Here is a 24346-nt window from a genome sequence, read left to right as displayed (position 1 = left end):
TTTCTTATTCAAGTTATCTACCATTCTATCTAGTGGGCTTTGTATTTTATCAACGGCTGTTTTGGTCAAATGCGTGTAAATAGTAGTGGTTTTTATACTTGAGTGTCCCAAAAACTGCTGTATGTAGCGTATATCGGTACCGTTTTCTAATAAATGCGTGGCAAACGAATGACGAAGCGTATGCACAGTTGCTTTCTTTTCCAATCCTGCTTTTTTTAAAGCTATTTTCATTACCTCTTGCACGCTTCTAGTGCTGTAGGGTTCAGCGGCAAACTGCCCTTCAAAAACATAGTGTTTGCCTTTGTACAAGTCTTTATAAATTTTCAAAGATTGTACTATTGAATAGGGCAACATCACAAAACGGTCTTTCATTCCCTTGCCATTTTTGATATGAATTTTATGCTCCTCAAATAATATGTCTAGCCATTTCAGGTTCACTATTTCGCTTACTCGCAATCCGGCGCCATAGCCCACCAGCAGTAACATTTTATGCTTTGGGTTATCTATCACTCTAAAAATTTGTAAACATTCGTCCATGGTCAATACAGTGGGTAGTTTTTTTTCTTTTTTTGGTCGAGGCAGTTTAAATTCATACTCCTTTTTGTCCATTACTTGGTAAAAATAAAACTGCAACGCATTGACCATAGTATGTCCAGAAGCTGCAGATAATCCTCTTTCCATGAGCGATGCCAAGTAGGAAATAATTTCTTTTTGGCTAATACTTTCAGGATTTCGATACTCAAAATACATCAAAAACTGAACAAATGCCTGCGTATAGTTTTGCATAGTAGAAGCACTATAGTTGTTTGCCATTAGCCTATTTATAATGTCTTGAACTGCTACTTTTCCTTTTTCGGGCGTTTTGGAGAGCAAACTTTCTTTGGCAGTAGTCAAAGCTTGTTTCTTTTTGTTGGGCAAATGTTTCGCCTGTAAATAGCCTTTGGGCAATTCATTCAAAACCAAAACTTCTAAAGTCTCCATTTCTAAAAGAATTGCTTCAAGTACCAATGGAGCAGCTGGTAGCATGTAGCAATCGTTAGTTTTGCTATATCGAGCCATCGAAAATCGTTTCAATTTTTCATGAATCTGCACTACTCTAGGCACATGAACTTCCATCCAAGTTGCATCTTCTAGATGTGGCAAAACCTGAATTTCTTGACCTTTGAAGCTTTTGTCTTTTTCCAAAAAATCAGTACCAAAAAAAGGCTTCGTTTCTAGCAAGGTTTCTATAGCATCTTTCACTTTTGGGTGTCGCAATGCCATGTAACATTTGTAATTCTTGTTCCAATAAACTCCTTTGATTTGCAAAAGAGATTTGCTAATTTGGAAATGATAATTGAGCTTAAAAACCCAATATTTCCCTAGGTTATCCAACAAGGTAAGGTGCAGTTTTTGAGCAAGAGTAACTTCTTTTGCTCTATGTTCAGGATTATTTGCCGTGGGCAAATCTAACTGATGGTTGCTTGTAGCTATGGGTGAAATGTCACGAGTAGTCTCGGTCACCGTTGGCGCTAGTGTTGAATCTTTGGTACTAATAGTAAAAGTAGTAAATGTATTTTTAAAATGTTGATAATTCTCTGCAGAATAATCTAAATACCAGCAGCGATGCGTTTTGCTAAAAACACCTCCAATATATTTAACTTTTTTTACAATTGAAGCATCATAGTCAAAAAAAATGCCTATTCGAAATGCTTCTTTATGCCAAATCTTTTTTATTGTCATTTTTTCAAAATCTTTGAGTAGTAAAGGTATAAAAAAAACCATCCTTAACTCGAAATCTAAAATCTAAAATCTAAAACCCTATATTTGCTTAAAAATAGGTAATATGCAACACCTCATCGACCGTTTTATCAGCTACGTTATCATCGATACCGAATCGGATGCTGACTCTACAACAACGCCAAGTACCAAGAAACAATTGGTTTTAGCCAAGAAACTAGTAGCCGAGCTAAAAGCTATTGGGATGACAGAAGTTACCATTGACAAAAACGGTTATTTAATGGCAACTTTGCCTGCTACTATAGATGAGGCTGTGCCAACCATTGGGTTTGTATCGCACTATGATACCACTCCCGATTTTACGGGTAAGGATGTAAAACCTCAAATAATTTCTAATTATGATGGTAAAGATATTGTGCTCAACGAAGAGCATAATATTGTGTTGTCGCCATCTTATTTCAAAGATTTATTGATATATAAAGGACAAACCTTGATTACAACGGATGGTTTAACGCTGCTTGGCGCCGATGATAAAGCCGGAATTACAGAGATTGTCACCGCCATGGAATATTTAATAAACAATCCGCAAATCAAACACGGAAAAATTCGTGTAGGGTTTACACCCGATGAAGAAATAGGTCGCGGTGCCGATTTATTTGATGTTGAAAAATTTGGTGCCAACTGGGCTTACACCATGGACGGCAGTCAGATAGGTGAACTAGAGTATGAAAATTTTAATGCGGCAGGCGTAAAAATTACCTTCAAAGGCAAAAGCGTGCATCCTGGTTATGCTAAAGGCAAAATGATAAATTCTATGCTCATTGCCAATGATTTTATCAACGAATTGCCAAAGCACGAAACACCGCAAGAAACAAAAGGTTACGAAGGGTTCTTTCATGTTACACAATTACAAGGAAGCATTGAAGAAACTAAATTGGAATTAATCATTCGAGATCATGATCGAAAAAAATTCAAAAAGCGTAAAGAGTTAATTCACAAAATTACAAAGAAGTTCAACAGGAAATTTGCAAAACAATTTGGCGAGGCTATAGTAATCACGACCATCAAAGACCAATATTACAACATGAAAGAAAAGGTTGAACCGGTACTATTTATTGTCGATTTGGCAGAAAAAGCTATGAAATCTTTAGGCATCAAACCGCTGATAAAACCTATCCGTGGCGGAACTGACGGTTGCCGATTATCTTATATGGGATTGCCATGTCCCAATATTTTTGCTGGCGGACATAATTTTCATGGTAAGTATGAGTACGTTCCGGTAGAAAGTATGCAAAAAGCTGTAGATGTCATTGTGAGAATTGCAGAACTTACGGCAACGACTGATTTTTCTAAAAAGAAAGAGAAGAAAAAAAAAAGTAATAGTAAGTCAAAACTAAAAGAATAAAACCGCAATTTCATAGATTAAAATTACTTAAAGTAATAAAATCATCTTAAAATTTGCGGTTTTTTTTTGATGTAAACACTATACTTTATTATTTAAAGCTGCGGTAAGTTCTAACGAAATGGCGGAACGTTCAATTTTTAGTTTTCCAGACATGGTTTCAATAATTGCAGATGCCTCTGATAATTCACTTATTTTTCCATGAAAACCACTTTTGGTAATAATTTTATCGCCCACTTTCAAGGCTGATTCGAATTCTTTTTCTTGTTTAACTTTCTTTTGTTGTGGTCTGATCATGAAAAAATAGATGACCACAAACATTAATAAAAACGGCAAAAACTGACTTATTTGTCCCATAATAAATTATTTTAATTTTGAATTAATCCTCTTCCTGTTTTTTGGATTTTATTTTCGTGTTGAAATTCTTTTACTAAATTATCTAAAATTCCATTGATAAAAAGACTGCTTTTTGGAGTAGAGTACTCTTTGGCAATTTCAAGATACTCGTTGATGGTTACTTTTACAGGAATAGATGGGAATTTTAAAAATTCACAGATAGCCATTTTTAAAATAATCGTATCTATTTCGGCAATTCTTTCGGCATCCCAATTGGGTGTTTTATCAATATATTCTTTGGCTAAATCTATTTCGTTGAGAACTGTTTTTTTAAACAACAAACTCACAAACTCTTTGTCTTCGTCGTCTTTATACAATTTAGTGACTCTGAAATCTTGTGTGTCGGTGACTTGTTTAAGCTGCTTTAAAATTTGTGTATTAACCAGCGGAATATCATCAACCCAGGTAAGTTTATGATCTTCAAGATATTCGTATAATTTGTCGTTTGGCGCAATCAATTCGGTAAACATGTCTATTACAAAATCTTTATCCTCCTCAAAAGATGATTTTTTGTTCATCATATATTTTGCATACAGGGAACTTTGTTTGATTTCGTGTAGTAAAATCAAAATATAATCATCGTTCAACTCCCAATTATTGATTTTTCTTTTCGCAATAGCACTGCGCACAGTTGCGCTATCCTCTAATAATAGTAGAACAGCATTGTTGGCAAACTTTTGGTTGGGGTTTTTTTCTTCGGTTGTGGCCAAATGTTTTTTGCTCGAAGTTTCCAGGAAGATTACTTCTTTCTTTCTGATTTCTATCAAACACGAGACCATGATTAAATACAAATCTTGAATGCTATCGATGCTGTGAAGCAAAAACTTCTCTTCTTTTTCAATATCATCAGAACTTTTTTGATGTAATGCATAAATAGATTGCATTACTTTTACACGAATATGTCTTCTGTTTAACACCTGAAAGAACTTTTAAAATTAACAAAGCGAAAGAATTTCTTTCGCTTTGCAAAAATAGGAATTATTTTATTTTGAAACGGCTTTATTTTGCAGCGTTTTCTTTTTTTCTTTGGTTAATTCTGTTTTCTGCAATTTGCATGGCAGCTTGTTGTGTGGTCAAATTATTTTTATCAGCAAAACTAAAAATTTCAAGTGTAGTGTTATAGATGTTTTCTGTTTTTCTGATTGCCTCACCGTCAGTATATTTATATAATTCGCCATACACATTGATGATTCCCCCAGCATTAATCAAGAAATCTGGTGCATAAGTAATGCCTCGTGCTTTTAAAATTGATCCGTGAAAGGCTTCAACGGCTAGTTGATTATTGGCTGCACCAGCAATAACTTTAGCTTTGATTTTATAAACAGTATCGTCATTGATGGTGGCTCCCAAAGCGCAAGGCGAATAAATATCAACATCTGCACTGTATATATCTGCACCTGTGAAAATTTTGGCACCGTATTTTGAAACCATATTCTCCATTTTATCCTGATGAATATCCGATACAAAAACAATGGCACCTTCCTTTACCAAATGACTGATTAACGTTTCGCCCACATGACCGGTTCCCTGTACCAAAACTTTCTTACCCTCTAAATTATCAGAACCATATTGATGCTTGGCTGCTGCTTTCATTCCCATAAAAACCCCATAAGCTGTTACGGGAGAAGGATTGCCTGAACCTCCTTTTTCTATAGAAATTCCAGTAACAAATTTGGTAACTTCATGAATTCTGTCCATGTCTTCTGTTGTGGTTCCTACATCTTCGGCAGTAATGTATTTTCCACTTAATGAGTTGACAAACTGACCAAAACGGGTTATCATTTCCGGAGTTTTATCTGCTTTAGCATCGCCCATAATCACTGCTTTTCCACCACCAAGATTCAATCCTGTAATGGCTGACTTATAAGTCATGCCACGTGAAAGTCGCAAAACATCGTTCAATGCTTCCCATTCGTTAGCATAATTCCACATTCTTGTTCCGCCCAGTGCAGGTCCCATCACTGTATTGTGAATTCCAATAATCGCTTTTAATCCTGTATCTTTGTCATTACAAAAAACAATTTGTTCGTGATTATCAAAAGATAGCTGACCAAAAACTGGATCCATTTTTTTAAGCTCAAGTGGTGTGATGATTTCAGATGTCATAATGTAAATTATTAAGTAAGGTTATCTTAAGAAGTTCAAACAAAATTAAAATTATATTCAATAAAATTTACTAAAAGTAATAAAAATTAGTAATTTGTCACTAAAATCAGTTTTAATAGAGAATATGATAATTAAACAATGTTCAGCTTTTTAACAACAATTTGATTTTAAAATCTAATTCTATTAAATTTCTATGAAAGAACTTCAGTATTTAAACAAATACTTTGTTAAATATAAATTCCATTTTTTATTAGGAATTGGTATCACTATTATAGCACAAATTTTTGCATTATTCACACCTAAACTCATTAGTAAATCGTTCAAGGCCATTGAAGATTTTCATAAAAATAACTTGAGTATTGAACTCATTAAAAATGAATTAATTCATAATATTTTTTGGATTATTGGCACCACACTTATTGCTGGTGTTTTAACATTTTTGATGCGGCAAACCCTGATTGTAATGTCGCGGAACATAGAGTTTGATTTAAAAAACGAAGTCTTTAAACATTATGAAGTTTTAGACCAAAATTTTTATAAGCGCAACCGCACGGGCGATTTGATGAACCGTATTAGTGAAGACACTGCAAAAGTTAGAATGTATGTTGGACCAGCGGTAATGTATACCATTAATACGTTCATAAGATTTACAGTGGTTATAGTATATATGTATGACGTATCACCACGATTGACATTGTACACTATTTTGCCGTTGCCAATATTATCTTTCATCATTTTCAAATTGAGTAAAGAAATTAACAAACGCAGTACTATTTTTCAACAATACTTGTCGAAAGTTTCCAGCTTTACACAGGAAATTTTTTCAGGAATTCGTGTCGTGAAAGCCTACGCTCTGGAAAAACAATATCAAAATAATTTGAATGATTTGGCGCACGAAAGTAAAACTAAAAGTATGAGTTTGGCAGGTGTACAATCGCTGTTTGGCCCGTTAATGATAGCATTAATTGGTGTAAGTAACTTAATTGTTATTTATTTTGGTGGAATGATGTACATAAATGGAACCATAAAAAGTATTGGAACCATTGCTGAATTTATTTTATATGTCAATATGTTGACTTGGCCCGTAGCATCAATTGGTTGGGTTTCGTCTTTAGTTCAAGAGGCAGAAGCATCACAAAAACGAATTAATGAGTTTTTAAAAATAGAACCCGAGATTAAAAATAAAGCAATAGGAAACACCACTATTTTTGGAGATATTGAATTCAAAAACGTCACTTTTACGTATCAAGACACAGGTATTGTTGCTTTACAAAATATTTCGTTTGAAGTAAAAAAAGGAGAAACGTTGGCTATTTTGGGCAAAACAGGTTCAGGAAAATCAAGTATTCTTTCGTTGCTTACTAGAATGCACGACATCAAACAGGGTAGCATCACGATTGACGGCAAAAAGATTGATGAAATCAATTTATACGATTTGAGAAAATGTATTGGCATTGTACCTCAAGATGCTTTTCTTTTTTCGGATACCATAAAGAATAACATCAAATTTGGCAAAGAAAATGCTACAGATGAAGAAGTAAAATTTGCAGCAAAAAATGCAGTGGTTCACGATAATATTATGAACTTCAATACACAATATGAAACTATTTTGGGCGAAAGAGGTATTACACTTTCGGGTGGACAAAAGCAACGAGTTTCTATTGCTCGGGCGATTATCAAAAAACCAAAAATATTACTTTTTGACGATTGTCTTTCAGCTGTGGATACTGAAACCGAGGAGCAAATTTTGAATAATTTTCTAGAAATATCTAAAGATACGACCACGATTATTGTAAGTCATAGAGTTTCTTCGGCAAAAAATGCAGACAAAATTATTATTATTGACGAAGGTCAAATCATCCAAGAAGGTTCTCACAATCAGTTACTAAACCAAGATGGTTATTATGCCAAATTGTATGCAAAACAACTTTCGGAAAAAGAATTAAACTAAATGTTGTTTAGTAACAAAAAAATTACCATTTTTGAACTGATTAGAAATAATATTAATTGACTTAAATAATTATGAGAGAAAATGATATGTTAGAAAAAGATGAGATTTTTTCTAAAGTTTTAAGAGCAGGAAGAAGAACCTACTTTTTCGATGTGAGAGCTACCAAAGCAGATGATTACTACATTACCATTACCGAAAGTAAAAAGTTTACCGAAGAAGATGGTTCATTTCATTTCAAAAAACATAAAATTTATTTATACAAGGAAGACTTTGTTGCTTTCTCTGAAATTTTAGAAGAAATGACGGCTTATGTTTTAAACCACAAAGGCGAAGAAGTAATCTCTGAAAGACATCAAAAAGATTTCAAAAAAGAATTTAACCCGGATACTGCTGAAGAAAAACCAGCTTCAGAAAAAAGTTTCACGGATATAAATTTTGAAGATATTTAAAGCAATAAGAATTGAGCTTAACAGATTATGTCCAAAAATCGAATAGATTTTTGGACTTTTTTTTATAAATTATAATTGAAAATAAACAAAAAGCAAATTTCACCACAAGTGTTAAAACTACTTTTCAAAGTATTACAATAAAATGCTTTACGTAAACTTAAAAGAACCTTCACGGCAAAAAAATTAAAATAAAAAAACTCCGAGTGAATTTCGGAGTTATTATTAGAAACTAAGATAAAAACTACACTTTCACTGTCCAACCAAAAGTGTCTTCTGCCAGTTTATATTGAATTTTGGTTAACGTGTCTTTTAGCAGTAAGGCAATAGAATTTTGTATAATTGGTAATTCATAATACTGTTCTTGGTACTGAAATCCAACAATTGGACTAACTACGGCAGCAGTACCTACCCCGAAAATTTCTTTTAAAGTACCGTCTTTAGCACCTGAAACAATTTCATCAACCAGTACTGTTCGTTCTTCTACTTTTATTCCGTCACGTTTTGCAATAGCAATCAAACTTTTGCGTGTAACACCGTCCAAGATTCTTTCACTAGTTGGCGCAGTATATATGGTATCATTAATTCTAAAGAAAACATTCATAGTGCCCGCTTCTTCGAGTTTCGTATGCGTAGCATCATCTGTCCAAATGATTTGTTGGAAACCTTTTTCCTGTGCCAATTTTTGGGGATAAAACTGCGATGAATAATTACCTGCCGCTTTCGCTGCGCCAATTCCGCCATTAGCAGCTCGACTGTAGTGTTCCGCAATAATTACTTTCACTTCGCCTGAATAATAAGAACGGGCTGGTGATAGAATAATCATAAACTTATATTGTGTGGAGGGTTGGGCAATAACACCAGAACCAATAGCAATCATAAACGGTCTAATATATAAAGTGTTACCCAAACCTTTTTTTACCCAATTGCGTTCAAGATCAACAATAGTTTTTAAACCACCAATGAAGATGTCTTCAGTAATCTCGGGCATTGCCATTCGCACCGCAGATTTGTTAAAGCGATCCAAGTTTTGGTCGGGTCTAAAAAGCCAAATAGCATCATTTTCGTCACGATACGCTTTCATACCCTCAAAAATGGCTTGACCATAATGGAAAACTTTTGCCGAAGGATCTATTAAAAAGGGTTCGTATGGTTTAATAATTGGTTTTTGCCATTGCCCGTCTTTAAAATCGCAAACCAACATATGATCCGTAAATACATTTCCAAAGGCAAGATTTTCAAAATCGATTTCATTAATTTTAGAGGCTTTAACTCTTACTATATCGATTTCGGAAGTAGTTTTTAACATCATGTATTGATAAATTTAATTTAGAAAACAATTCAAAACTCTGATAATTAGTATTTTATAGTTTGTTTTCTAAAAATTATAGCAGTGCCATTCATTTTTGTAAAACTAATAAAAATATGTTTCCTTTTTGCATCAGGAAAAGAAATTGAATACTTTTTTTGAAAAGTTAATTTTTGTCTCACTTTAAGAATTAATTCAGCAATAAAAATTAAAAAAAGATGTCATTTCAACACCTATATTTACTATTCTTTTTACATTTGCATTTCAATAAAAAACACATGAAAAAAATAAATTGTACTCTAATTATGCTATTATTATTTGTTGTAACAACAATAATGGCGCAGTCTGGAAAGAAATTCAATACTTCATATTATACCTTGTTTGGTGAAAAGTTTAATGTTACTAAAATCTTAACTAAAGATGAAATGCTCAAAAAGTATAAAAACCTAAAAAAAGGAGATACCATCGTAGTGCAGTTTCAGTCAACAATCAAATCGGTTTGTAAAAAGAAGGGCTGTTGGATGAAAATGGAACTAAAAGATGATGATAATTCCTTTGTACGCTTCAAGGATTATGGTTTCTTCGTTCCGTTGAATGCTGATCATAGTTTGGCAATCGTAAACGGAAAAGCGTTTGTAGATGTAGTTTCCGTTGAAGAATTAAAACATTACGCAAAAGATGGCGGAAAATCAGCTTCTGAAATAGCAAAAATTACCAAACCAGAAACGACGTATGCCTTTACTGCAAATGGTGTTTACATCAAAAAGTAAGACACGGAATTAATTTAAAATCAATGAAAAAAACAATTCTTTTGTTTCTTGTTTTTAGTTTGTTGAATTTATTTAGTTCGCTTACACTTGTGTCTTGTCAAAAAAAGGAAGCTAAAAAAGTAGAAGAAAAAAAATGCATTCCTAAAAAGAAACTAGAAATGTATCAATTGTCAGAAATGGCAGCTTTAATGGAACAAATGTATATTGAGAATCAACGTTTAAAAGAGCGTATTACAACAGGAGATACTCTTGGTGATTTTCCAAAACATTTTTTAAATATTTACACCGCCAAATTCACAGACGAAACCGATAACGATTTATATTTTAAAACGAAAGTCAAAGAATTTATTACAGCACAACAATTGATATACAGTGACCAAAAAAATGAAAAAAAGCACTTTAAAGCATCTATTGACGCTTGTATAGCCTGCCATCAGGAAAAATGTGGCGGACCAATTCAGAGAATAAAAAAACTTTATATAAAAGAATAAATTTGAAACGTGAAATTATTAAAACCAATGATGGTTCAACAACAATTTATTTACCCGAACATAACGAAAGTTATCACTCTAAACATGGCGCAATTCAAGAAGCGTATCACGTTTTTATAAAAAATGGTTTATCACTTTTTGAAGCAGAATCCATTGCTATTTTAGAAATAGGTTTTGGTACGGGCTTGAACGCTTTTATCACTTTCGTTGAAGCTAAAAAAGTGAATCAAACCATTACTTATACTGCGCTAGAAGCCTACCCAATAGTTTTAGAAGAAGCTTTGCAAATGAATTATGCCGCAGAAATTGATAGTGATCAAACTGACCTGTATCAACAATTGCATGAATGTACTTGGGAACATGAAAATACATTATCGGATAACTTCAAATTAACCAAACGTAAGCAGTTTTTTCAGGATATTAAAGATGAAAATGCTTTTGATTTGATATATTTTGATGTCTTTGGTTTCAGAGTGCAACCAGAGTTATGGTCGGACGAAATTTTTGAATCTATGTTTAAAGCTTTGAAACCAAAAGGAGTTTTGGTAACCTACGCTTGTCGAACAACTATAATCAAATCGATGTTATCAGCAGGATTTTCTGTAGAAAAATTATCTGGTGCACCTGGCAAACGAGAAATGTTGCGCGCCACCAAAGCAATCTGAAAAAATTAACTTTTTGTGTAGTTATATTTAACGTACAAAAAGTGCCTTCTAAGAAGAAATAATTTTACTTTTGAGATATTAAAAACGTTCTTATCTAATCATTTAATTCTAACTAATTACATTTTATGTCAAAGTCAATGTTAGACTACACCAAGTCTGTATTGAAAAGAGTAAGTTTTGATGTGTCACTTTTTACCAAAGAACTCGAAAAAGCGTGCAGAGTTTTATTACCTTATGAATTGGAAGAATTGGTTGTATGGCTTACTAAATTTATAAAAGAAAAACCAGAACTGCAGCATTGTATGTTGCTTATTAGTAATAAATAAAGCTAAAGGAACTTAAAAGGTTCCTTTTTTTTATGACCTTTAATTATAAGTACGTAATTACTTATTAAAATTGTTAATAAATGTATATTATCGATAAAATACGCGCTTAAACGATGTAGTTTATCGATTTTATTTGGTAGAAGTTTTTAATTGACATATTTTTACAACACGTTCTTACAATAAGATAACCCCAAATCTTAACCATTATGCCTAGAATGATATACGATTACACAAAATCAGTGCTCGAAAGAGTAAGTTTCGATCCAATTCTTTTTGCTAAAGAGTTGAAAAAAGCAATAAAAAATTTATTGCCGTACGAAGTAGAACAATTAAAAAGATGGTTGCAATTCTTCACGAGTGAGCATCCCGAGTTAAAGCAATGTTTATCTGTAGTTAGTTAGCAGAAGAAAATAAGGAGTTGGTGCAACAACTCCTTATTTTTTTTGCTGCAACGGACTTATTATTTGCACGTTTTGAAATACAATTGCACCTTTAACGACGCCAGAAATTGTAGTTCTCAAAGCATCAATAATATGAATTTTCAATTCGTTTTTTGGAAAGATAAGACTCACTTCTCGTGCTGGTTTTGGCTCTTTGAAATGACGAAGTTTTGGCTGGTCTTTTTCTTTTAAATCTAGGGTATGTAAATAGGGCAGGAGTGTAGTTCCTAAACCTTCATCTGCTAATTTTATTAATGTTTCGAAACTTCCACTTTGTATTTGGAAATGATTTTTATCCTCGGATTTTAAATTTTTGCAAAGATTCAAAATACCATCTCTAAAACAATGACCATCTTGAAGTAGCAGAATTTCATTGATATTTAAATCGCTGATTTCAATTTCCTTTTTTTCAAAATGCTGATGCTTTTCAGGTATGTAGGCTACAAATGGCTCAAAGTATAATACAATTTCTTTAATTTTTTCTTCTTCAAGCGGTGTTACTGCGATTGCGGCATCTAAATGACCATTTTTTAGCTTTTCTATAATATCAACGGTATTGAGTTCTTCAATAATGAGTTGTACTTTAGGATATTTTTTTATAAAATTATTTAAGAACATTGGCAAAAGCGTTGGCATGACAGTTGGAATAATTGCCAGTCTAAATTCGCCACCAATAAACCCTTTTTCTTGATCTACAATGTCCTGAATTCTATCGGCTTCTATGACTATATTTTTGGATTGATTGACAATTTTTTGACCGATTTCTGTGAGTTGAATAGGTTTTTTTGTTCTATCAAAAATTTGAATTCCAAGTTCTTCTTCTACTTTTTGAATTTGCATACTCAATGTAGGTTGAGTGACAAAGCATTTCTCGGCAGCTAAAGTAAAATTTTTATTTTCGGCGACAGCCAAAACATATTTGAGTTGCGTAATGGTCATATATAGTATATTTTGATGCAAATATAAAAACTATAATTTTATCTTATAATATTTGGATTTAATTATTTTCAATTTTAGTTTCTTATTATTTTATGAGGGTTTGGTGCAAATAGTTACTTTTTATTTAAGTTTTTGTTTGATTCTACTATTCTGTTAAGTGCCTATTTTGCTCGTTCGGATGCCTTATTTACTTTGGCGGTTGCATTATTTACTTTGGCGGAAGATCAGCTATTGATTTTTCTAATTTCGTTTTGTGTTTCGGGATCAAAATTTTCTTCTTGAGCTCGGTATAATCGGTCATTAAGGCTTATTCCGACTCCTTTTTCTGGAAATTTTTCAGCTATAATTAAGTCAAATCCTGCAGCATCAAGGTGATGCATTGCGGCATACAAGTTTTGGGCTGCTTCGTTTAAATTTTCGGTTATTGTCAGTTGGATTATTTTTTGAGATTTTTCATAATTTATGTTTGAAAAAACAAGAAATCCTACTGCTTGATTTTTGCATTTTTCGATATCAGCAGAAATGTTATTTGAAACTATGAATTTTGTACTTGGGGAATAGTGTTTGGTGAGCATTCCTGGCGCATCTGGTGTTGCGGTGGCTCTTGTTTTTTGTTTAATTTTTCCTATTAGGTTTTCGATTTCTTCTTTTGAAATAGCACCAACTCTATAAAGCATAGGTTCATTATTTTCGAAGCCAATTATGGTTGATTCAATTCCTTTTTCGCAGTTGCCGCCCTCTAAAATATATGGAATTTTGTCGCCCAATTGTTTTTGAACATGTGCCACACAAGTTGGGCTAATGTACCCAAAAAGATTTGCGCTGGGTGCTGCCAATGGAAAATCTAGTTGTTCCAACAGTTTTAAAGTTACGGGATGCGACGGAACACGGACGCCAACGGTATTTTTGCCAGCGGTTACACTATTTGGAACAATATCTTTTTTTGGTAGTACTAGTGTTAGAGCGCCGGGCCAAAAATGGCGGGCTAAAATCATCGCTTTTGCTGGTATTTTTGTTGCTACTTTTTGTAAATCATCAACAGATTTGATATGTATTATAAGTGGATTGAATCGTGGTCTTTGTTTGATTTCAAATATCTGGCTAACGGCATTTTCATCAAAAGCATTTGCCGCTAATCCGTAGACCGTTTCGGTGGGAATGGCAACTACTTTTCCTTGTTGTAATAAAGCGGCAGCTTTTAATATTTCTAAATCCATTGTTTATGGGTTACAATGATCACAATACATTGGGTCTTCTGTTTTCTTGTCATTGGGATACATTTTTTCTTGCTCAAAAGTACATTTTTGACATCGATAGGTGTGGGATTTTGTGGAATTTGTTGGCGAACCACACCATTCGCAGGGTAAACCTAGATTGGTTCTTACGACACCAAAACCTGGAGTGTTGCATTGTGGGCAACAGGATTTTATTTTTTCAACCAGTTTTTGAGTAGCTTTCTTAATAACTTTCATGCGTGTAGGATTGTACAGGGCACGCATATCGGTTTCTGCAACAACTGGGGAATTATTAGTTGCTAGTTTATTGTAACTTTCTTCTAATAATTCCCAGGATTGGATACCTTTTACAGTAAAATTGGAATTTGCATCAGCATTTTTTAAAATTATTGCATGTTCTGGAAATCCGATCCTATTTACCAAATTAACCAAATTTTGAAAACAGTTTATAGTTGTTGCATTAAAGTTTGTATCGAGACTTAATTCTCGTACTATTATTTCTAAATTATTTTTTTTATCAATAAAAACTAAAAATTCATCATCAGCATGTGCCATAAAAATGGTTGGGTGAGGTCCAAAAGAACCTTCACTGGCGATGCCCAAATCACAACTTGTTTTTTGCATTGCCAGAAGACATTTTTGCCTAGCAGTTGATAAGGCATCTTCTTTTCTATTTATTTCGCCTGTAAAAGTGCCCAATGCATCTGTATCAAAATCATTTGGCACAAAACATTGAACACCCAAATTTTGCTCAAGTAATGGGGCGATTACGGCTTCTTTTTGATGCTTTGTGGCTATGACTAATTTTCTTCCTTCAAAAATTTCCAAATGTTTTTGACTTAAATTAATTCGATTATGATATCACTTTTAATATTTAATTTCATACCATTTTTTTCAGCTTCTGCTATTAGTTTGATGATATTTTCTCGTGTTTGCGTAAGTGCTTCTATTCTAGATTTTGAAGTGTTTATTCCCGAATTATTTCTGATACCATCACTAAAAGCATTCAAGTTGTGAAAATCAATTTTACTATTGATTAAAGACATAATAATTTTTTTTGCCTCATCAGTCGAAAACACACCATTAACTAATTTAAATTCGTTCATAATTTGATTAAAATGTAATAGTGCACGAAACAGCAATCAGCTCGTCTTTAAGTACAAGATATTTTCTAGCTTGTCCTAGTTCGCCTTGAAGAAATTTTATTTTATTTTCTCTCATTTTTATATCTTCTTCGTTGTGAGAACTCATAATCTTGTCTTCGTGAAATTTTATTCTCATTTCAAACATTTGAGTTACCATGTCCAAAGTTTCTATTTTGCTAAATTCTCCAGTTACTAATTGTACAGTCATATCTTTCTATTTTATTGTCCTTGTCCAAGTGAAAATCCCATTTTGCCATCAAAAAGATATAAATTTTCAGTCTTTATGGTATCAATTTCGTTTTGAATGCACTGCTGAAGCAGCATGATAATTTCGTCTTTGTTGATTGTCTTTCCTTCTTCGGCTTTAAATCTGCATCGCCAATGATCGGTACAAAATGTTTGCGAAAATCCTTCGGGCCACACTTTTATACCTCGGTTGGTTATCATGTTTAGCTTTACATTGTGAGTGCCAATTTTTGACATTTTTGCAGCCAATTCGTTTGGATTCGTTCCATTCCAATGTACAAAGACATCGTGACCAATAAGCTCTTTTTTTGCTTGAGGTTTCTTTTTATATTTAGGTAACTTTAAAGCTTGACCATTTTCATAATTTACAGAAGCTAAAGTTTTTGGTTTTTGACCTAAATTAGCAATAACTGCTTGAGCAAATTCTTTTGTTCCCACTTTTTGAGTACTGCTGCCTTCTATGAAAATGTCATAGGTATGAATGCCGTCTTCGAGTGTTTTTAACCAAGCGTTATGCACTTTTGTAGCAATAACATTTTGTCCTAAATGGTTTAGCATCATCACTGCACCTTGTAATAAACCAGATGGATTTGCTAAATTTTGCCCAGCCCTTCTAGGTGCCGATCCATGAATGGCTTCAAACATAGCACACTCCTCGCCAATATTTGCCGAGCCAGCTAAACCAACGGAACCAGCGATTTGTGCGGCAATATCAGAGAGTACGTCGCCATATAAATTTAATGTGACGATTACATCAAAAGCTTCGGGTGTGTCACTCATTTTTGCAGCACCAATATCAATAATCCAATGTTCGTTTTCAATTTGTGGATATTCTGCCGCAATTTCATCAAACACTTGATGGAATAATCCATCGGTTTGTTTCATAATATTGTCTTTGGTAAAACAAGTTACTTTTTTTCTGCCGTATTGTTTGGCAAACTCAAAAGCATAACGAACAATCTTTTCACAACCTGGACGGCTGATGATTTTCAAACATTGCACTACTTCGTCTGTTTGTTGGTGTTCGATTCCGGCATATAAGTCTTCTTCGTTTTCTCTTATAATCACCATATCCATTTTAGGATGTTTGGTTTTTACAAAAGGATGTAAACTCATACATGGTCTGACATTGGAATACAAACCTAGAAATTTTCTTGTGGTTACGTTTAAACTTTTATAACCGCCCCCTTGTGGGGTTGTGATTGGGGCTTTTAGAAATACTTTATTTTTAATAATAGTATCCCAAGATGATTTGGCAATGCCGGAGGTGTTTCCTGATAAATAAACTTTTTCACCTACTTCAATTTCGTCATACTCTAGTTGTGCACCAGCTGCTTTAATAATTTCTAGTGTAGCGTCCATGATTTCCGGACCTATTCCGTCTCCTTTAGCGATAGTTATTCTTTGCATAATTTTTTTGGTTAATTTGTATGACAAATCTAGGCGGTTGTATTTATATATTTTTATTTATATTTGTTATCATTTACATTAAATATATTTATGCATTGTACGCTACATCAATTACAGATATTTTTAAAAATAGTAGAAACGAAGAGTATTACTAAAGCAGCAGAGGAATTGAATTTAACGCAACCTGCTGTTTCAATTCAGTTAAAAAAACTACAAGATCAATTTGATATTCCGTTGACCGAAGTAATAGGAAGGCAACTTTACATTACTCATTTTGGTGCTGATATTGCTCTTACAGCTCAAAAAGTATTAGATGAAGTTGCGACGATTACTTATAAATCTATGACTTTTAGAGGTAAATTATCAGGTAAATTGACCTTGTCAGTAGTATCTACAGGAAAATATGTTGTTCCCTATTTTCTGACTGATTTTCTTAAACTCAATAAAGGAATTGATCTTGAAATGGATGTTACCAATAAATCCAAAGTAGTTAAAAGTTTAGAAAATAACGAAGTTGATTTTGCATTAGTTTCTATTTTACCCAATGATTTGAAAATTCATTCTGAAATTTTACTTGAAAACAAGTTGTATCTGGTAGGAAATCAAAACGCAACAACAGAAATTGAAAATAAAAACACTGATTTATTTTCAGAATATCCATTAATTTTTAGAGAAGAAGGTTCCGCTACGCGATTAGTGATGGAGAATTACCTGCATAGAAATAGTTTACAATCTGTAAAAAAAATTCAGCTTACTTCAAACGAAGCCGTCAAACAAGCTGTTATTGCTGGCATAGGTTGTTCTATCATGCCTATCATTGGATTAAAGAACGAACTTGAAAGTGGCGAACTGAAAATTATACCCATGAAAGGTTTTCCCATAATATCCAATTGGTATCTTGTATGGTTAAAAAATAAATCTTTAAGTCCCGTTGCCGATTCATATTTGAAATATGTTAGAAACGAAAAAAATAATCTGAAAAACATCTTTTTTTCATGGATTGATAACTACTGAAATTAAATAATGTAAATTAGCTTCGCTAAAATTTTTTGCAAATGCCTGATTTTTATAAAAAAATAATTGAAAACAATAGGGAATGGGTCGAAAAAACCTTAGAAAATGACCCTAATTATTTCAAAGATTTAGCCAAAGGACAAACGCCGCCACTCTTATGGATTGGTTGTTCAGACAGCCGTGTTCCTGCTAATGAAATTATTGGTGCCAAACCAGGAGAAGTATTTGTACACAGAAACATAGCCAATATGGTGGTTCATTCCGACATGAATATGTTGAGCGTTTTAGATTATGCAGTTAACGTATTGAAAGTAAAACACGTTATTGTTTGCGGACATTATGGTTGTGGTGGCGTGAAAGCTGCGATGGGAAATGATTCTATTGGGATTATAGACAATTGGATACGACATATTAAAGATGTGTATCGTTTGCATCATGCTTTTTTGAATGCTATTCAAAATGAAGACGATCGTTTCAATGCTTTTGTAGAACTCAATGTAAAAGAGCAAGTTTTTGATTTGGCTAAAACATCTATTGTGCAATCAGCATGGAGAAGTGGTCAAGAAGTAACTTTGCATGGTTGGGTTTACGGTTTAAATTCGGGTTTTGTAACCGATTTGGATGTGAATATTAGTTCGAACACCGATTTGGACGAGGTCTATCAATTGAAGTTTTAAAAATAAATTTTTTCTTTTTTTATTCTCTTTCTTCATTTTCGTTAAATGAAGAGGGCAATAATTTTGGAATAAATTTTATCAAAATGGGTAATAATAAACTTCCACCAGGCAAAAGAAATATGGTCAAAGAAGGTACGGTTTTACAAATATCGAGTAATTGTTTTTTTATTTTTTTCTTTTCCTCTTTGTCTAAATCTTTATGAGTAGATTTTGCTAAAAGTTGCATCAATTCTTTGCTTTCGCTGATTTCTTTTATGAATCTATTTTTATTTCTTTTGATAAGAACAGCAACGTTATCTGTGGTGTGTTCATAGAAGTTTTTTACTGGATTGGAATTATTAAAATAAGGGATTTCGGTTTTGTATTTGAAAATAAAATCATTGATAAAACCAATACTATTTTTGATAAAAATTTCAGATACATTCAGTTTTTCTCCCAATTTAAATAAGAAATAGCGTTCTTCATTTTCTACTTTTTCATCGCTCCACAAACTAATTCCAGCCAAATCAATCATATAAAATCTTTCTAAATTATTGCTCAAATTACTCACATCTAATTCATCTATAGACGTAATTCCGTTGTAAGAAAACTTGTTATAGCGTACCGATGATTCAAAAAGTTTTTGAAGCAAATCATCATGAATTGAAATTCCGGTTTTAGACTTTAGCGAAAGCGACACAATACTGGTTACAATATGTTCAATTCGGTTAAAATATTTATCAGGAAGTGAGCCATTTTCCAAGTGTTTTTTAAATGCCAAAACATCTACAAAAAGCAAGGCATTGGTAATGACATGAGAGAAATTTTTGCTAAACAAGTCTTCATTCGTTTGCACTCTGTCATGAATAATTTTCTCAAGTTTAGTAGCATCAGAACTTGTGGGAAGCATTTTTTGCAAAGGATTAAAACCTTTGGGCGACAGTAAATTGTAAAAAGCAACAGCTTCTTTTATAAAGTTATTGGTATCTTGGTTGGTCAAACAATACATTTGATACAAGGTATTGAGTAGCCCAATTTTTGAAATTTCTTGCGGAAGTCTACCGGTTATTGGTATAGGAATTACTGAATCAAAACTAACGATGTGTCCAAAAATAAAACCTGTTTTTCTTGTTTGCAGATAAAACTCTTCATTTGAAACTACAGAAAATGGTTCGTTTGTTTTTTGATCGATAAAAAACTTATCAATCCAACCTGATGCAGAAGGATTTATCATAACATAAATTTGAATTACAAAACTATGTATTTTTACAGATAATTCTAATCAGGATTTGCCATTACTTTAAATAGTTCTGCATTTGAAATGAGAAACCTATTTTCTAACGCAATTTTTACTAGTTGAGAATTAACCAAATTGTTTTCGCGAGTATTTATTAAAAAAATGGAACTTTCGCCAAACGAAAAAAGACGCTCCTCCGAGTTGAGCATGGTTGCATAATCTGTAACCAATTCTGCAACAAGTTTTCGTTGTTTATCTAACGAAAGAATTTCGGTTTGCTGGGCAATTATTTTATTTTTTAATTGAACTTTTTCTAAATCTAAAGCAAATTGTGTGTCCTGAATTTTGAATTTAGCTAGTTTTAAACTGCCTCTTTCTTTTCGTAAAAAGATGGGAAAATAAAAATTGACGCCTAGTCTATAATTTTTGGCGTTAGAATCTTTAAAAGCGTTGGATTCTGATAAATAATGATAACCAACATCCATTTTAGGCAATATTTGATTGGCTTTTAATTTTCGTTCGACATCCAAAATGGCAATTTTATTTTGCAGTGCATTAATTTTTGGATGAGTATCTATAGACAGTTTCGTTGTTAAAAAATCATTGGTTTTTAGAACGTCCTGAATGGAATTAGCAATGTTTTCTTGGGGCAAAACTGTATCTTGAAGTTCCAATGGAATATTGTTTTCCAACCATAAAAAATTAGATAACTCAAGTTTTGCTTTTGCTAATTTTAATGTAAAATCTTCCAGAGAAAGTTTCCGGTTTCTAACAATTATTCCAGCTTCTACGCTATCAATAGCGGGTTTATCACCATTTAAGATTAAACTAGCAACGCCTTTGTATCGTGTTTCGGCATTTTGTAAATAAGAATTATAGAGTTGGACTTCGTCATAATTTTTCTTCCAATTAAAATAACTTACTGCAGCATCGTACAAAACCATAATGGCTTGAAGTTTTCTTTCTGATTGGCTTAACTGAAGTTGAATTTTTGCTTTTCGCAAATCTGTCATACGTTGATTTATAAAAAGCCCTTGACCTACAGGAACTGTAATTCCAAGTGAGGTTAATCCTTTATTGGGCGTCGTATTTTCTGGATTTATAAAAAATCCTTCGCTGTTATCAAAACCAGCTTTAACTTCAATACCATACCAAGTTGGAATTTTAAAACTGCTTTTTAAAATAGAATAGTATTCTTGGTCTTTGAATTGTTTTTTGTTGTAATCAATTTCAATTTTTGGATCAAATCCGCCACGAGCTATCATCAAATTGGCTTGTGCATTACTTATTTCTAGGTTGGCACTTTTTACCATGGGATGGTATTTTTTCACATAACCCAAATATTCTGTAAAAGTCAGTTCTTTTAAATTGGTATTTTGACCGCAAACAGTTGCACCGAAAAAGAGCATTAAAAGGTACTTTTTCATTATTTTTTTACTTTTGTTGCAGTATTTTTAGGTTGGTAATAATTAGGCGGAAATCCGTTGAGTGTTCGCCAAATTTCAAACCATACGGGAACATTTTCTAACAAAGCTAATGTTTGCGCACCCGAACCCATACTAACTTGTTTCGGCCAAGGCGATTCGTCTTTATCGGGAGAAATCAAAACTCTAAATTTACCGTTGTCGCTTATAAAGTTTTCGATAGCTACAATTTTACCACCAAAAGTTCCGTAACTCATATTGGGCCAACCCGAAAAAACTATTGTGGGCCAACCATCAAACCATACGCGTACTTTTTCGCCTTTGTGAACTAGCGGTAAGTCGTTTGGACTTACATAGGTTTCTACCGCAATGTCATATTTTGATGGCATGATGCTCACAATTTGAGTTCCTTCTTTAATAGTTTCTCCAATTCCCGATTGCAATGCACGGTTTACATAGCCACTTTGAGGTGCTTTTATGTAATACATTCCATTTCTGATTTTATAATTATTGTATTGATTTTCCAGTTTTGTAACTTGAGCTTTAGTGTCATACTGATTGCTAATTGCCGTAAACTGATCGCTTCGTGCTTTCGAATCTTTCTCGGCATATTCAGCAGCAATTCTGTTGATTTCTACTTTTGCATTTATTAATTCGTTTTCGCTAGTAATAAATTTGTTTTCTTGTGTAATGATTTTTGCTTCACATTCTTGCAACTTTAAACGCTTTTCTTCCACATCGGTGAGTGGTTTTAAACCTTCTTTATTGAGTGTTAACGAACGATTGAACTGTGTAGTGGCAATTTTTACTTGCGTTTTTACCGCAATTAAATCAATGCTATCGCTTTTTACTTTTAGGAAAGCTTGTCTGATTTTATTTTTAGCTTGTTTAAGTTTTAAATTTCTTTCGTTCTCAATGGCTTGAATTTGTCCCGAAAGCGAAGTTACTTTTCCACCATAAGATTGTTGCGCCATTTTTTTTGCATCAACTTGGTTTTTGGTGTTTTCCATCAAATTGGGGTCAAGATAATCTTCTTTTATTTCGGAAATAAAGAGAATAGTGTCTCCTTTATTTACAAAATCACCTTCCTTTACAAACCATTTTTCTATTCTTCCCGCTATTGCTGTTTGAACGGTTTGGGGTCTTTGGTCTGGTTTTAAAGTAGTAACTGAACCTGAACCTGAAATATTTTGTGTCCAAGGAAAAAAAAGTATGATCAGTCCAGTAATAGAAACTCCGAGAATAATTTTATTCAATATTTTATAATGAGGTCTTGTGCTCAAATCCCTGATAGTACTGAACTGATCAATATTCTCGATAATTGGATTTTTTTTGGAAATGTTTAGCATGACTATTGTATTTTAGTATTTGAAACTATTTTCCCTTGGTTCATAGTAATAATTCTTTGACATTTTTGTTTCCAATATGCATTTTTGGATGATACAATAACAGACCACTTATTGTTAGGATTAGTAATGAAATCAATGATTTCATTAGCAATTTTTTCATCCATTTTACTCAAAGGATCTTCATAAAATAATAATTTTGGTTTGTTAATAATGCTACGAGCCAATACTATTTTTTGAGCATTTGACGAAGATAATTGCCTTCCTTCTGGAAAAATTTTGGTATCCAATCCTTCAGGAAGTGATTTTATGAATTCGCCCAATTTTACATTTTCAATAGCCCATTTAATGTCATCTTGGCTCACCGAAGGATTATTGAAAGTGATATTTTCTAAAATAGTTCCTTCAAAAGGAGTTTCGCCCTGTATGATTGTGCCAATATGAGAACGGTAGTGGGTCAAGTCAATTTTTCTGTACGTATCATCATTTATAAAGAATGAGCCTGATGTGGGCTGCAGAAGTCCTGATAATATTCTGATTAAAGTTGTTTTGCCAGAACCGTTTTCTCCTTCTAAAAATATTTTTTCAGCGGGTAATACTTGTAAATTAATTTTTTCTAAAACATAATCAGTAGCGTCGGGAAATTTAAACCTTAAATTTTCGGTTTCTAAACTGATGTTAGTAAAGCAATAATCAGCTTCTTTACTATTAAAATCTTCGGTTTTTAAATCTGATATTTGACCTATTTTTTCTATGGCAGTAATAACATCATAAAAAGTTTCTAGACCAACAATTATTTTTTCAACAGAATTTATGACCAATAAAATTATAATTTCGGCAGCCACAAATTGTCCGATATTCATTTGTTGATTTAGCACTAAAAAGCCTCCAATAAGCAACAATCCCGCGGTGATAATGACTTTAAAAATAATTAATTGAATAAACTGTCTTTTTATAACTGCAAAATGCTTTTCTCGATAAGTTAAATATTGACTAACCAAATCGTTGTTTTTTGATAAAGCAAATTCAAAATTATCTTTTTTGCGAAAGCTAAAATTATTTCGGGCTATTTCTTGTAACCAGCTTACTACTTTATACTTGTATTTTGACTCTTTTAAACTTGTTGATAATCCAGAATTATAAGAAAATTTAAAAATAGAGTAGAGTAGTACTAAAAGCGCAAATCCGAAGAAGATAAAAAACGGATGGTACAAGGATAATAAGACTATTCCGAAAATAATTTGTAAAAAAGCTGTCGAGAAGTCTATTAATAATTTTGAGGTACCCTTTTGAATGGTTAACGTGTCAAAAAACCGGTTGGCTAATTCCGGAGGATATTGGTTGTAAAGTTCTTCAAATTTAATTTTTGGCAATCGGTAACTAAACTCGAACGAGGAGCGAACAAATATTTTTTGCTGCAAATTTTCAGTAATTCGTAACTGCATTAAGGAAAGAATACCAACTAGAGCAACTCCAAGAACCACGACTAAAACTAACACAATCCATGAAACACTGACTCTTCCTGATTGTATCAAATTGATAATAGCTTGGATGCCTAACGGCAATGATAAACTCACCAAACCAGCAAAAATGGCATAAAAAAATACTTGTAAAATATCTTTTCTATCGAGTTTTAAAAAACTAAAAAAGCGTTGTAATGGCGTATCATTCAT

25 protein-coding genes are annotated in these 24346 nt (G+C 32.8%); 10 read left to right on the top strand and 15 right to left on the bottom strand.

The window, feature by feature from the left end:
• On the bottom strand, window positions 1–1722 hold a 1722-nt coding region (locus tag Q0Q96_RS08115), incomplete at its 3' end, for a tyrosine-type recombinase/integrase (RefSeq protein WP_293873462.1).
• Window positions 1723–1825: 103 nt separating this feature from the next.
• Here Q0Q96_RS08115 and pepT point away from each other — a divergent pair.
• Complete coding sequence (pepT, locus tag Q0Q96_RS08110) at window positions 1826–3124, top strand: peptidase T (RefSeq protein WP_293873459.1); 1299 nt, start codon at window positions 1826–1828, stop codon at window positions 3122–3124.
• 78 nt (window positions 3125–3202) lie between these two features.
• Here the strand turns inward: pepT and yajC are convergent, their stop codons facing one another.
• The 3 genes from yajC to Q0Q96_RS08095 form a co-directional block, all read right to left on the bottom strand.
• Window positions 3203–3478 (bottom strand): preprotein translocase subunit YajC, encoded by a 276-nt coding sequence (yajC, locus tag Q0Q96_RS08105; RefSeq protein ID WP_293873456.1) that lies wholly within the window; start codon window positions 3476–3478, stop codon window positions 3203–3205.
• An 11-nt stretch (window positions 3479–3489) separates the two neighbouring features.
• Window positions 3490–4401, bottom strand: a complete 912-nt coding sequence (gene nusB, locus Q0Q96_RS08100; RefSeq protein WP_293873468.1) for a transcription antitermination factor NusB — start codon at window positions 4399–4401, stop codon at window positions 3490–3492.
• Window positions 4402–4516: 115 nt separating this feature from the next.
• Complete coding sequence (locus Q0Q96_RS08095) at window positions 4517–5623, bottom strand: Glu/Leu/Phe/Val dehydrogenase (RefSeq protein ID WP_293873453.1); 1107 nt, start codon at window positions 5621–5623, stop codon at window positions 4517–4519.
• A 193-nt stretch (window positions 5624–5816) separates the two neighbouring features.
• Here Q0Q96_RS08095 and Q0Q96_RS08090 point away from each other — a divergent pair, with 193 nt between their 5' ends.
• Together Q0Q96_RS08090 and Q0Q96_RS08085 are read left to right on the top strand one after the other, a co-directional pair.
• A complete protein-coding gene (locus tag Q0Q96_RS08090) occupies window positions 5817–7574 on the top strand; it encodes an ABC transporter ATP-binding protein (RefSeq protein WP_293873450.1) in 1758 nt (585 codons plus the stop codon).
• 71 nt (window positions 7575–7645) lie between these two features.
• Complete coding sequence (locus Q0Q96_RS08085; RefSeq protein ID WP_293873448.1) at window positions 7646–8023, top strand: PUR family DNA/RNA-binding protein; 378 nt, start codon at window positions 7646–7648, stop codon at window positions 8021–8023.
• 241 nt (window positions 8024–8264) lie between these two features.
• On the opposite strand, the gene Q0Q96_RS08080 is transcribed toward Q0Q96_RS08085, so the two are convergent.
• Entirely contained in the window at window positions 8265–9332 is a 1068-nt protein-coding gene (locus tag Q0Q96_RS08080) for a branched-chain amino acid aminotransferase (protein WP_293873446.1), read from the bottom strand.
• 275 nt (window positions 9333–9607) lie between these two features.
• Between Q0Q96_RS08080 and Q0Q96_RS08075 the strand changes: the two genes are divergently transcribed.
• From Q0Q96_RS08075 to Q0Q96_RS08055, 5 genes are all read left to right on the top strand, one after another.
• Window positions 9608–10099, top strand: a complete 492-nt coding sequence (locus tag Q0Q96_RS08075) for a DUF4920 domain-containing protein (RefSeq protein ID WP_293873444.1) — start codon at window positions 9608–9610, stop codon at window positions 10097–10099.
• 23 nt (window positions 10100–10122) lie between these two features.
• On the top strand, window positions 10123–10590 hold the full coding sequence (locus tag Q0Q96_RS08070) for a hypothetical protein (RefSeq protein WP_293873442.1): 468 nt from the start codon (window positions 10123–10125) through the stop codon (window positions 10588–10590).
• Window positions 10591–10592: 2 nt separating this feature from the next.
• A complete protein-coding gene (mnmD, locus tag Q0Q96_RS08065; protein ID WP_293873439.1) occupies window positions 10593–11255 on the top strand; it encodes a tRNA (5-methylaminomethyl-2-thiouridine)(34)-methyltransferase MnmD in 663 nt (220 codons plus the stop codon).
• A gap of 125 nt (window positions 11256–11380) precedes the next feature.
• Entirely contained in the window at window positions 11381–11581 is a 201-nt protein-coding gene (locus Q0Q96_RS08060) for a hypothetical protein (protein ID WP_293873438.1), read from the top strand.
• Window positions 11582–11787: 206 nt separating this feature from the next.
• Window positions 11788–11982, top strand: a complete 195-nt coding sequence (locus Q0Q96_RS08055) for a hypothetical protein (protein ID WP_293873436.1) — start codon at window positions 11788–11790, stop codon at window positions 11980–11982.
• Between the two features lie 33 nt (window positions 11983–12015).
• On the opposite strand, the gene Q0Q96_RS08050 is transcribed toward Q0Q96_RS08055, so the two are convergent.
• From Q0Q96_RS08050 to Q0Q96_RS08025, 6 genes are all read right to left on the bottom strand, one after another.
• Entirely contained in the window at window positions 12016–12960 is a 945-nt protein-coding gene (locus Q0Q96_RS08050) for a LysR substrate-binding domain-containing protein (protein WP_293873433.1), read from the bottom strand.
• A 224-nt stretch (window positions 12961–13184) separates the two neighbouring features.
• On the bottom strand, window positions 13185–14177 hold the full coding sequence (locus Q0Q96_RS08045; protein ID WP_293873430.1) for an L-threonylcarbamoyladenylate synthase: 993 nt from the start codon (window positions 14175–14177) through the stop codon (window positions 13185–13187).
• Window positions 14178–14180: 3 nt separating this feature from the next.
• Window positions 14181–15023, bottom strand: a complete 843-nt coding sequence (locus tag Q0Q96_RS08040) for a DUF6671 family protein (RefSeq protein WP_366069195.1) — start codon at window positions 15021–15023, stop codon at window positions 14181–14183.
• Between the two features lie 11 nt (window positions 15024–15034).
• Window positions 15035–15301, bottom strand: coding sequence for a hypothetical protein (locus Q0Q96_RS08035; RefSeq protein WP_293873427.1), 267 nt, complete (start codon window positions 15299–15301; stop codon window positions 15035–15037).
• Window positions 15302–15308: 7 nt separating this feature from the next.
• Window positions 15309–15548, bottom strand: coding sequence for a hypothetical protein (locus tag Q0Q96_RS08030; RefSeq protein ID WP_293873424.1), 240 nt, complete (start codon window positions 15546–15548; stop codon window positions 15309–15311).
• An 11-nt stretch (window positions 15549–15559) separates the two neighbouring features.
• On the bottom strand, window positions 15560–16996 hold the full coding sequence (locus Q0Q96_RS08025) for an NADP-dependent isocitrate dehydrogenase (RefSeq protein ID WP_293873421.1): 1437 nt from the start codon (window positions 16994–16996) through the stop codon (window positions 15560–15562).
• 90 nt (window positions 16997–17086) lie between these two features.
• On the opposite strand from Q0Q96_RS08025, the gene Q0Q96_RS08020 reads away from it, so the two are divergent.
• Together Q0Q96_RS08020 and can are read left to right on the top strand one after the other, a co-directional pair.
• Window positions 17087–18010: a LysR family transcriptional regulator gene (locus Q0Q96_RS08020; protein WP_293873418.1), complete on the top strand. Its 924-nt coding sequence runs from the start codon at window positions 17087–17089 to the stop codon at window positions 18008–18010.
• A gap of 41 nt (window positions 18011–18051) precedes the next feature.
• Window positions 18052–18687: a carbonate dehydratase gene (can, locus tag Q0Q96_RS08015; protein ID WP_293873416.1), complete on the top strand. Its 636-nt coding sequence runs from the start codon at window positions 18052–18054 to the stop codon at window positions 18685–18687.
• 19 nt (window positions 18688–18706) lie between these two features.
• Here the strand turns inward: can and Q0Q96_RS08010 are convergent, their stop codons facing one another.
• Genes Q0Q96_RS08010 through Q0Q96_RS07995 form a run of 4 tightly spaced genes read right to left on the bottom strand, consistent with a single transcriptional unit; the run spans window position 18707 to window position 24346 of the window.
• Window positions 18707–19900 (bottom strand): LETM1-related biofilm-associated protein, encoded by a 1194-nt coding sequence (locus Q0Q96_RS08010; protein ID WP_293873414.1) that lies wholly within the window; start codon window positions 19898–19900, stop codon window positions 18707–18709.
• Between the two features lie 44 nt (window positions 19901–19944).
• On the bottom strand, window positions 19945–21330 hold the full coding sequence (locus tag Q0Q96_RS08005) for a TolC family protein (protein WP_293873412.1): 1386 nt from the start codon (window positions 21328–21330) through the stop codon (window positions 19945–19947).
• On the bottom strand, window positions 21330–22676 hold the full coding sequence (locus Q0Q96_RS08000) for an HlyD family efflux transporter periplasmic adaptor subunit (RefSeq protein WP_293873410.1): 1347 nt from the start codon (window positions 22674–22676) through the stop codon (window positions 21330–21332). The genes Q0Q96_RS08005 and Q0Q96_RS08000 overlap by 1 nt, the downstream gene beginning before the upstream one ends.
• 2 nt (window positions 22677–22678) lie before the next feature.
• On the bottom strand, window positions 22679–24346 hold the full coding sequence (locus tag Q0Q96_RS07995; RefSeq protein ID WP_293873407.1) for an ATP-binding cassette domain-containing protein: 1668 nt from the start codon (window positions 24344–24346) through the stop codon (window positions 22679–22681).

Origin of the sequence: Flavobacterium sp. (genome assembly GCF_025352015.1) — a bacterium.
Taxonomy (GTDB): Bacteria; Bacteroidota; Bacteroidia; order Flavobacteriales; family Flavobacteriaceae; genus Flavobacterium.
This window is presented reverse-complemented; position numbering and strand designations above follow the sequence as displayed.

Excerpts from the sequence above, each read along its gene's own strand:
- Q0Q96_RS08025 (WP_293873421.1), bottom strand. The coding sequence starts at position 16,996 with ATGCAAAGAATAACTATCGCTAAAGGAGACGGAATAGGTCCGGAAATC.
- yajC (WP_293873456.1), bottom strand. The coding sequence starts at position 3,478 with ATGGGACAAATAAGTCAGTTTTTGCCGTTTTTATTAATGTTTGTGGTC.
- Q0Q96_RS08055 (WP_293873436.1), top strand. The coding sequence starts at position 11,788 with ATGCCTAGAATGATATACGATTACACAAAATCAGTGCTCGAAAGAGTA.
- Q0Q96_RS08000 (WP_293873410.1), bottom strand. The coding sequence starts at position 22,676 with ATGCTAAACATTTCCAAAAAAAATCCAATTATCGAGAATATTGATCAG.
- Q0Q96_RS08085 (WP_293873448.1), top strand. The coding sequence starts at position 7,646 with ATGAGAGAAAATGATATGTTAGAAAAAGATGAGATTTTTTCTAAAGTT.
- Q0Q96_RS08050 (WP_293873433.1), bottom strand. The coding sequence starts at position 12,960 with ATGACCATTACGCAACTCAAATATGTTTTGGCTGTCGCCGAAAATAAA.
- pepT (WP_293873459.1), top strand. The coding sequence starts at position 1,826 with ATGCAACACCTCATCGACCGTTTTATCAGCTACGTTATCATCGATACC.
- Q0Q96_RS08060 (WP_293873438.1), top strand. The coding sequence starts at position 11,381 with ATGTCAAAGTCAATGTTAGACTACACCAAGTCTGTATTGAAAAGAGTA.
- Q0Q96_RS08030 (WP_293873424.1), bottom strand. The coding sequence starts at position 15,548 with ATGACTGTACAATTAGTAACTGGAGAATTTAGCAAAATAGAAACTTTG.
- Q0Q96_RS08075 (WP_293873444.1), top strand. The coding sequence starts at position 9,608 with ATGAAAAAAATAAATTGTACTCTAATTATGCTATTATTATTTGTTGTA.
- Q0Q96_RS08090 (WP_293873450.1), top strand. The coding sequence starts at position 5,817 with ATGAAAGAACTTCAGTATTTAAACAAATACTTTGTTAAATATAAATTC.
- Q0Q96_RS07995 (WP_293873407.1), bottom strand. The coding sequence starts at position 24,346 with ATGAATGATACGCCATTACAACGCTTTTTTAGTTTTTTAAAACTCGAT.
- Q0Q96_RS08080 (WP_293873446.1), bottom strand. The coding sequence starts at position 9,332 with ATGATGTTAAAAACTACTTCCGAAATCGATATAGTAAGAGTTAAAGCC.
- Q0Q96_RS08020 (WP_293873418.1), top strand. The coding sequence starts at position 17,087 with ATGCATTGTACGCTACATCAATTACAGATATTTTTAAAAATAGTAGAA.
- Q0Q96_RS08095 (WP_293873453.1), bottom strand. The coding sequence starts at position 5,623 with ATGACATCTGAAATCATCACACCACTTGAGCTTAAAAAAATGGATCCA.
- nusB (WP_293873468.1), bottom strand. The coding sequence starts at position 4,401 with ATGCAATCTATTTATGCATTACATCAAAAAAGTTCTGATGATATTGAA.
- Q0Q96_RS08010 (WP_293873414.1), bottom strand. The coding sequence starts at position 19,900 with ATGATAAATCCTTCTGCATCAGGTTGGATTGATAAGTTTTTTATCGAT.
- Q0Q96_RS08045 (WP_293873430.1), bottom strand. The coding sequence starts at position 14,177 with ATGGATTTAGAAATATTAAAAGCTGCCGCTTTATTACAACAAGGAAAA.
- Q0Q96_RS08070 (WP_293873442.1), top strand. The coding sequence starts at position 10,123 with ATGAAAAAAACAATTCTTTTGTTTCTTGTTTTTAGTTTGTTGAATTTA.
- Q0Q96_RS08035 (WP_293873427.1), bottom strand. The coding sequence starts at position 15,301 with ATGAACGAATTTAAATTAGTTAATGGTGTGTTTTCGACTGATGAGGCA.
- Q0Q96_RS08005 (WP_293873412.1), bottom strand. The coding sequence starts at position 21,330 with ATGAAAAAGTACCTTTTAATGCTCTTTTTCGGTGCAACTGTTTGCGGT.
- can (WP_293873416.1), top strand. The coding sequence starts at position 18,052 with ATGCCTGATTTTTATAAAAAAATAATTGAAAACAATAGGGAATGGGTC.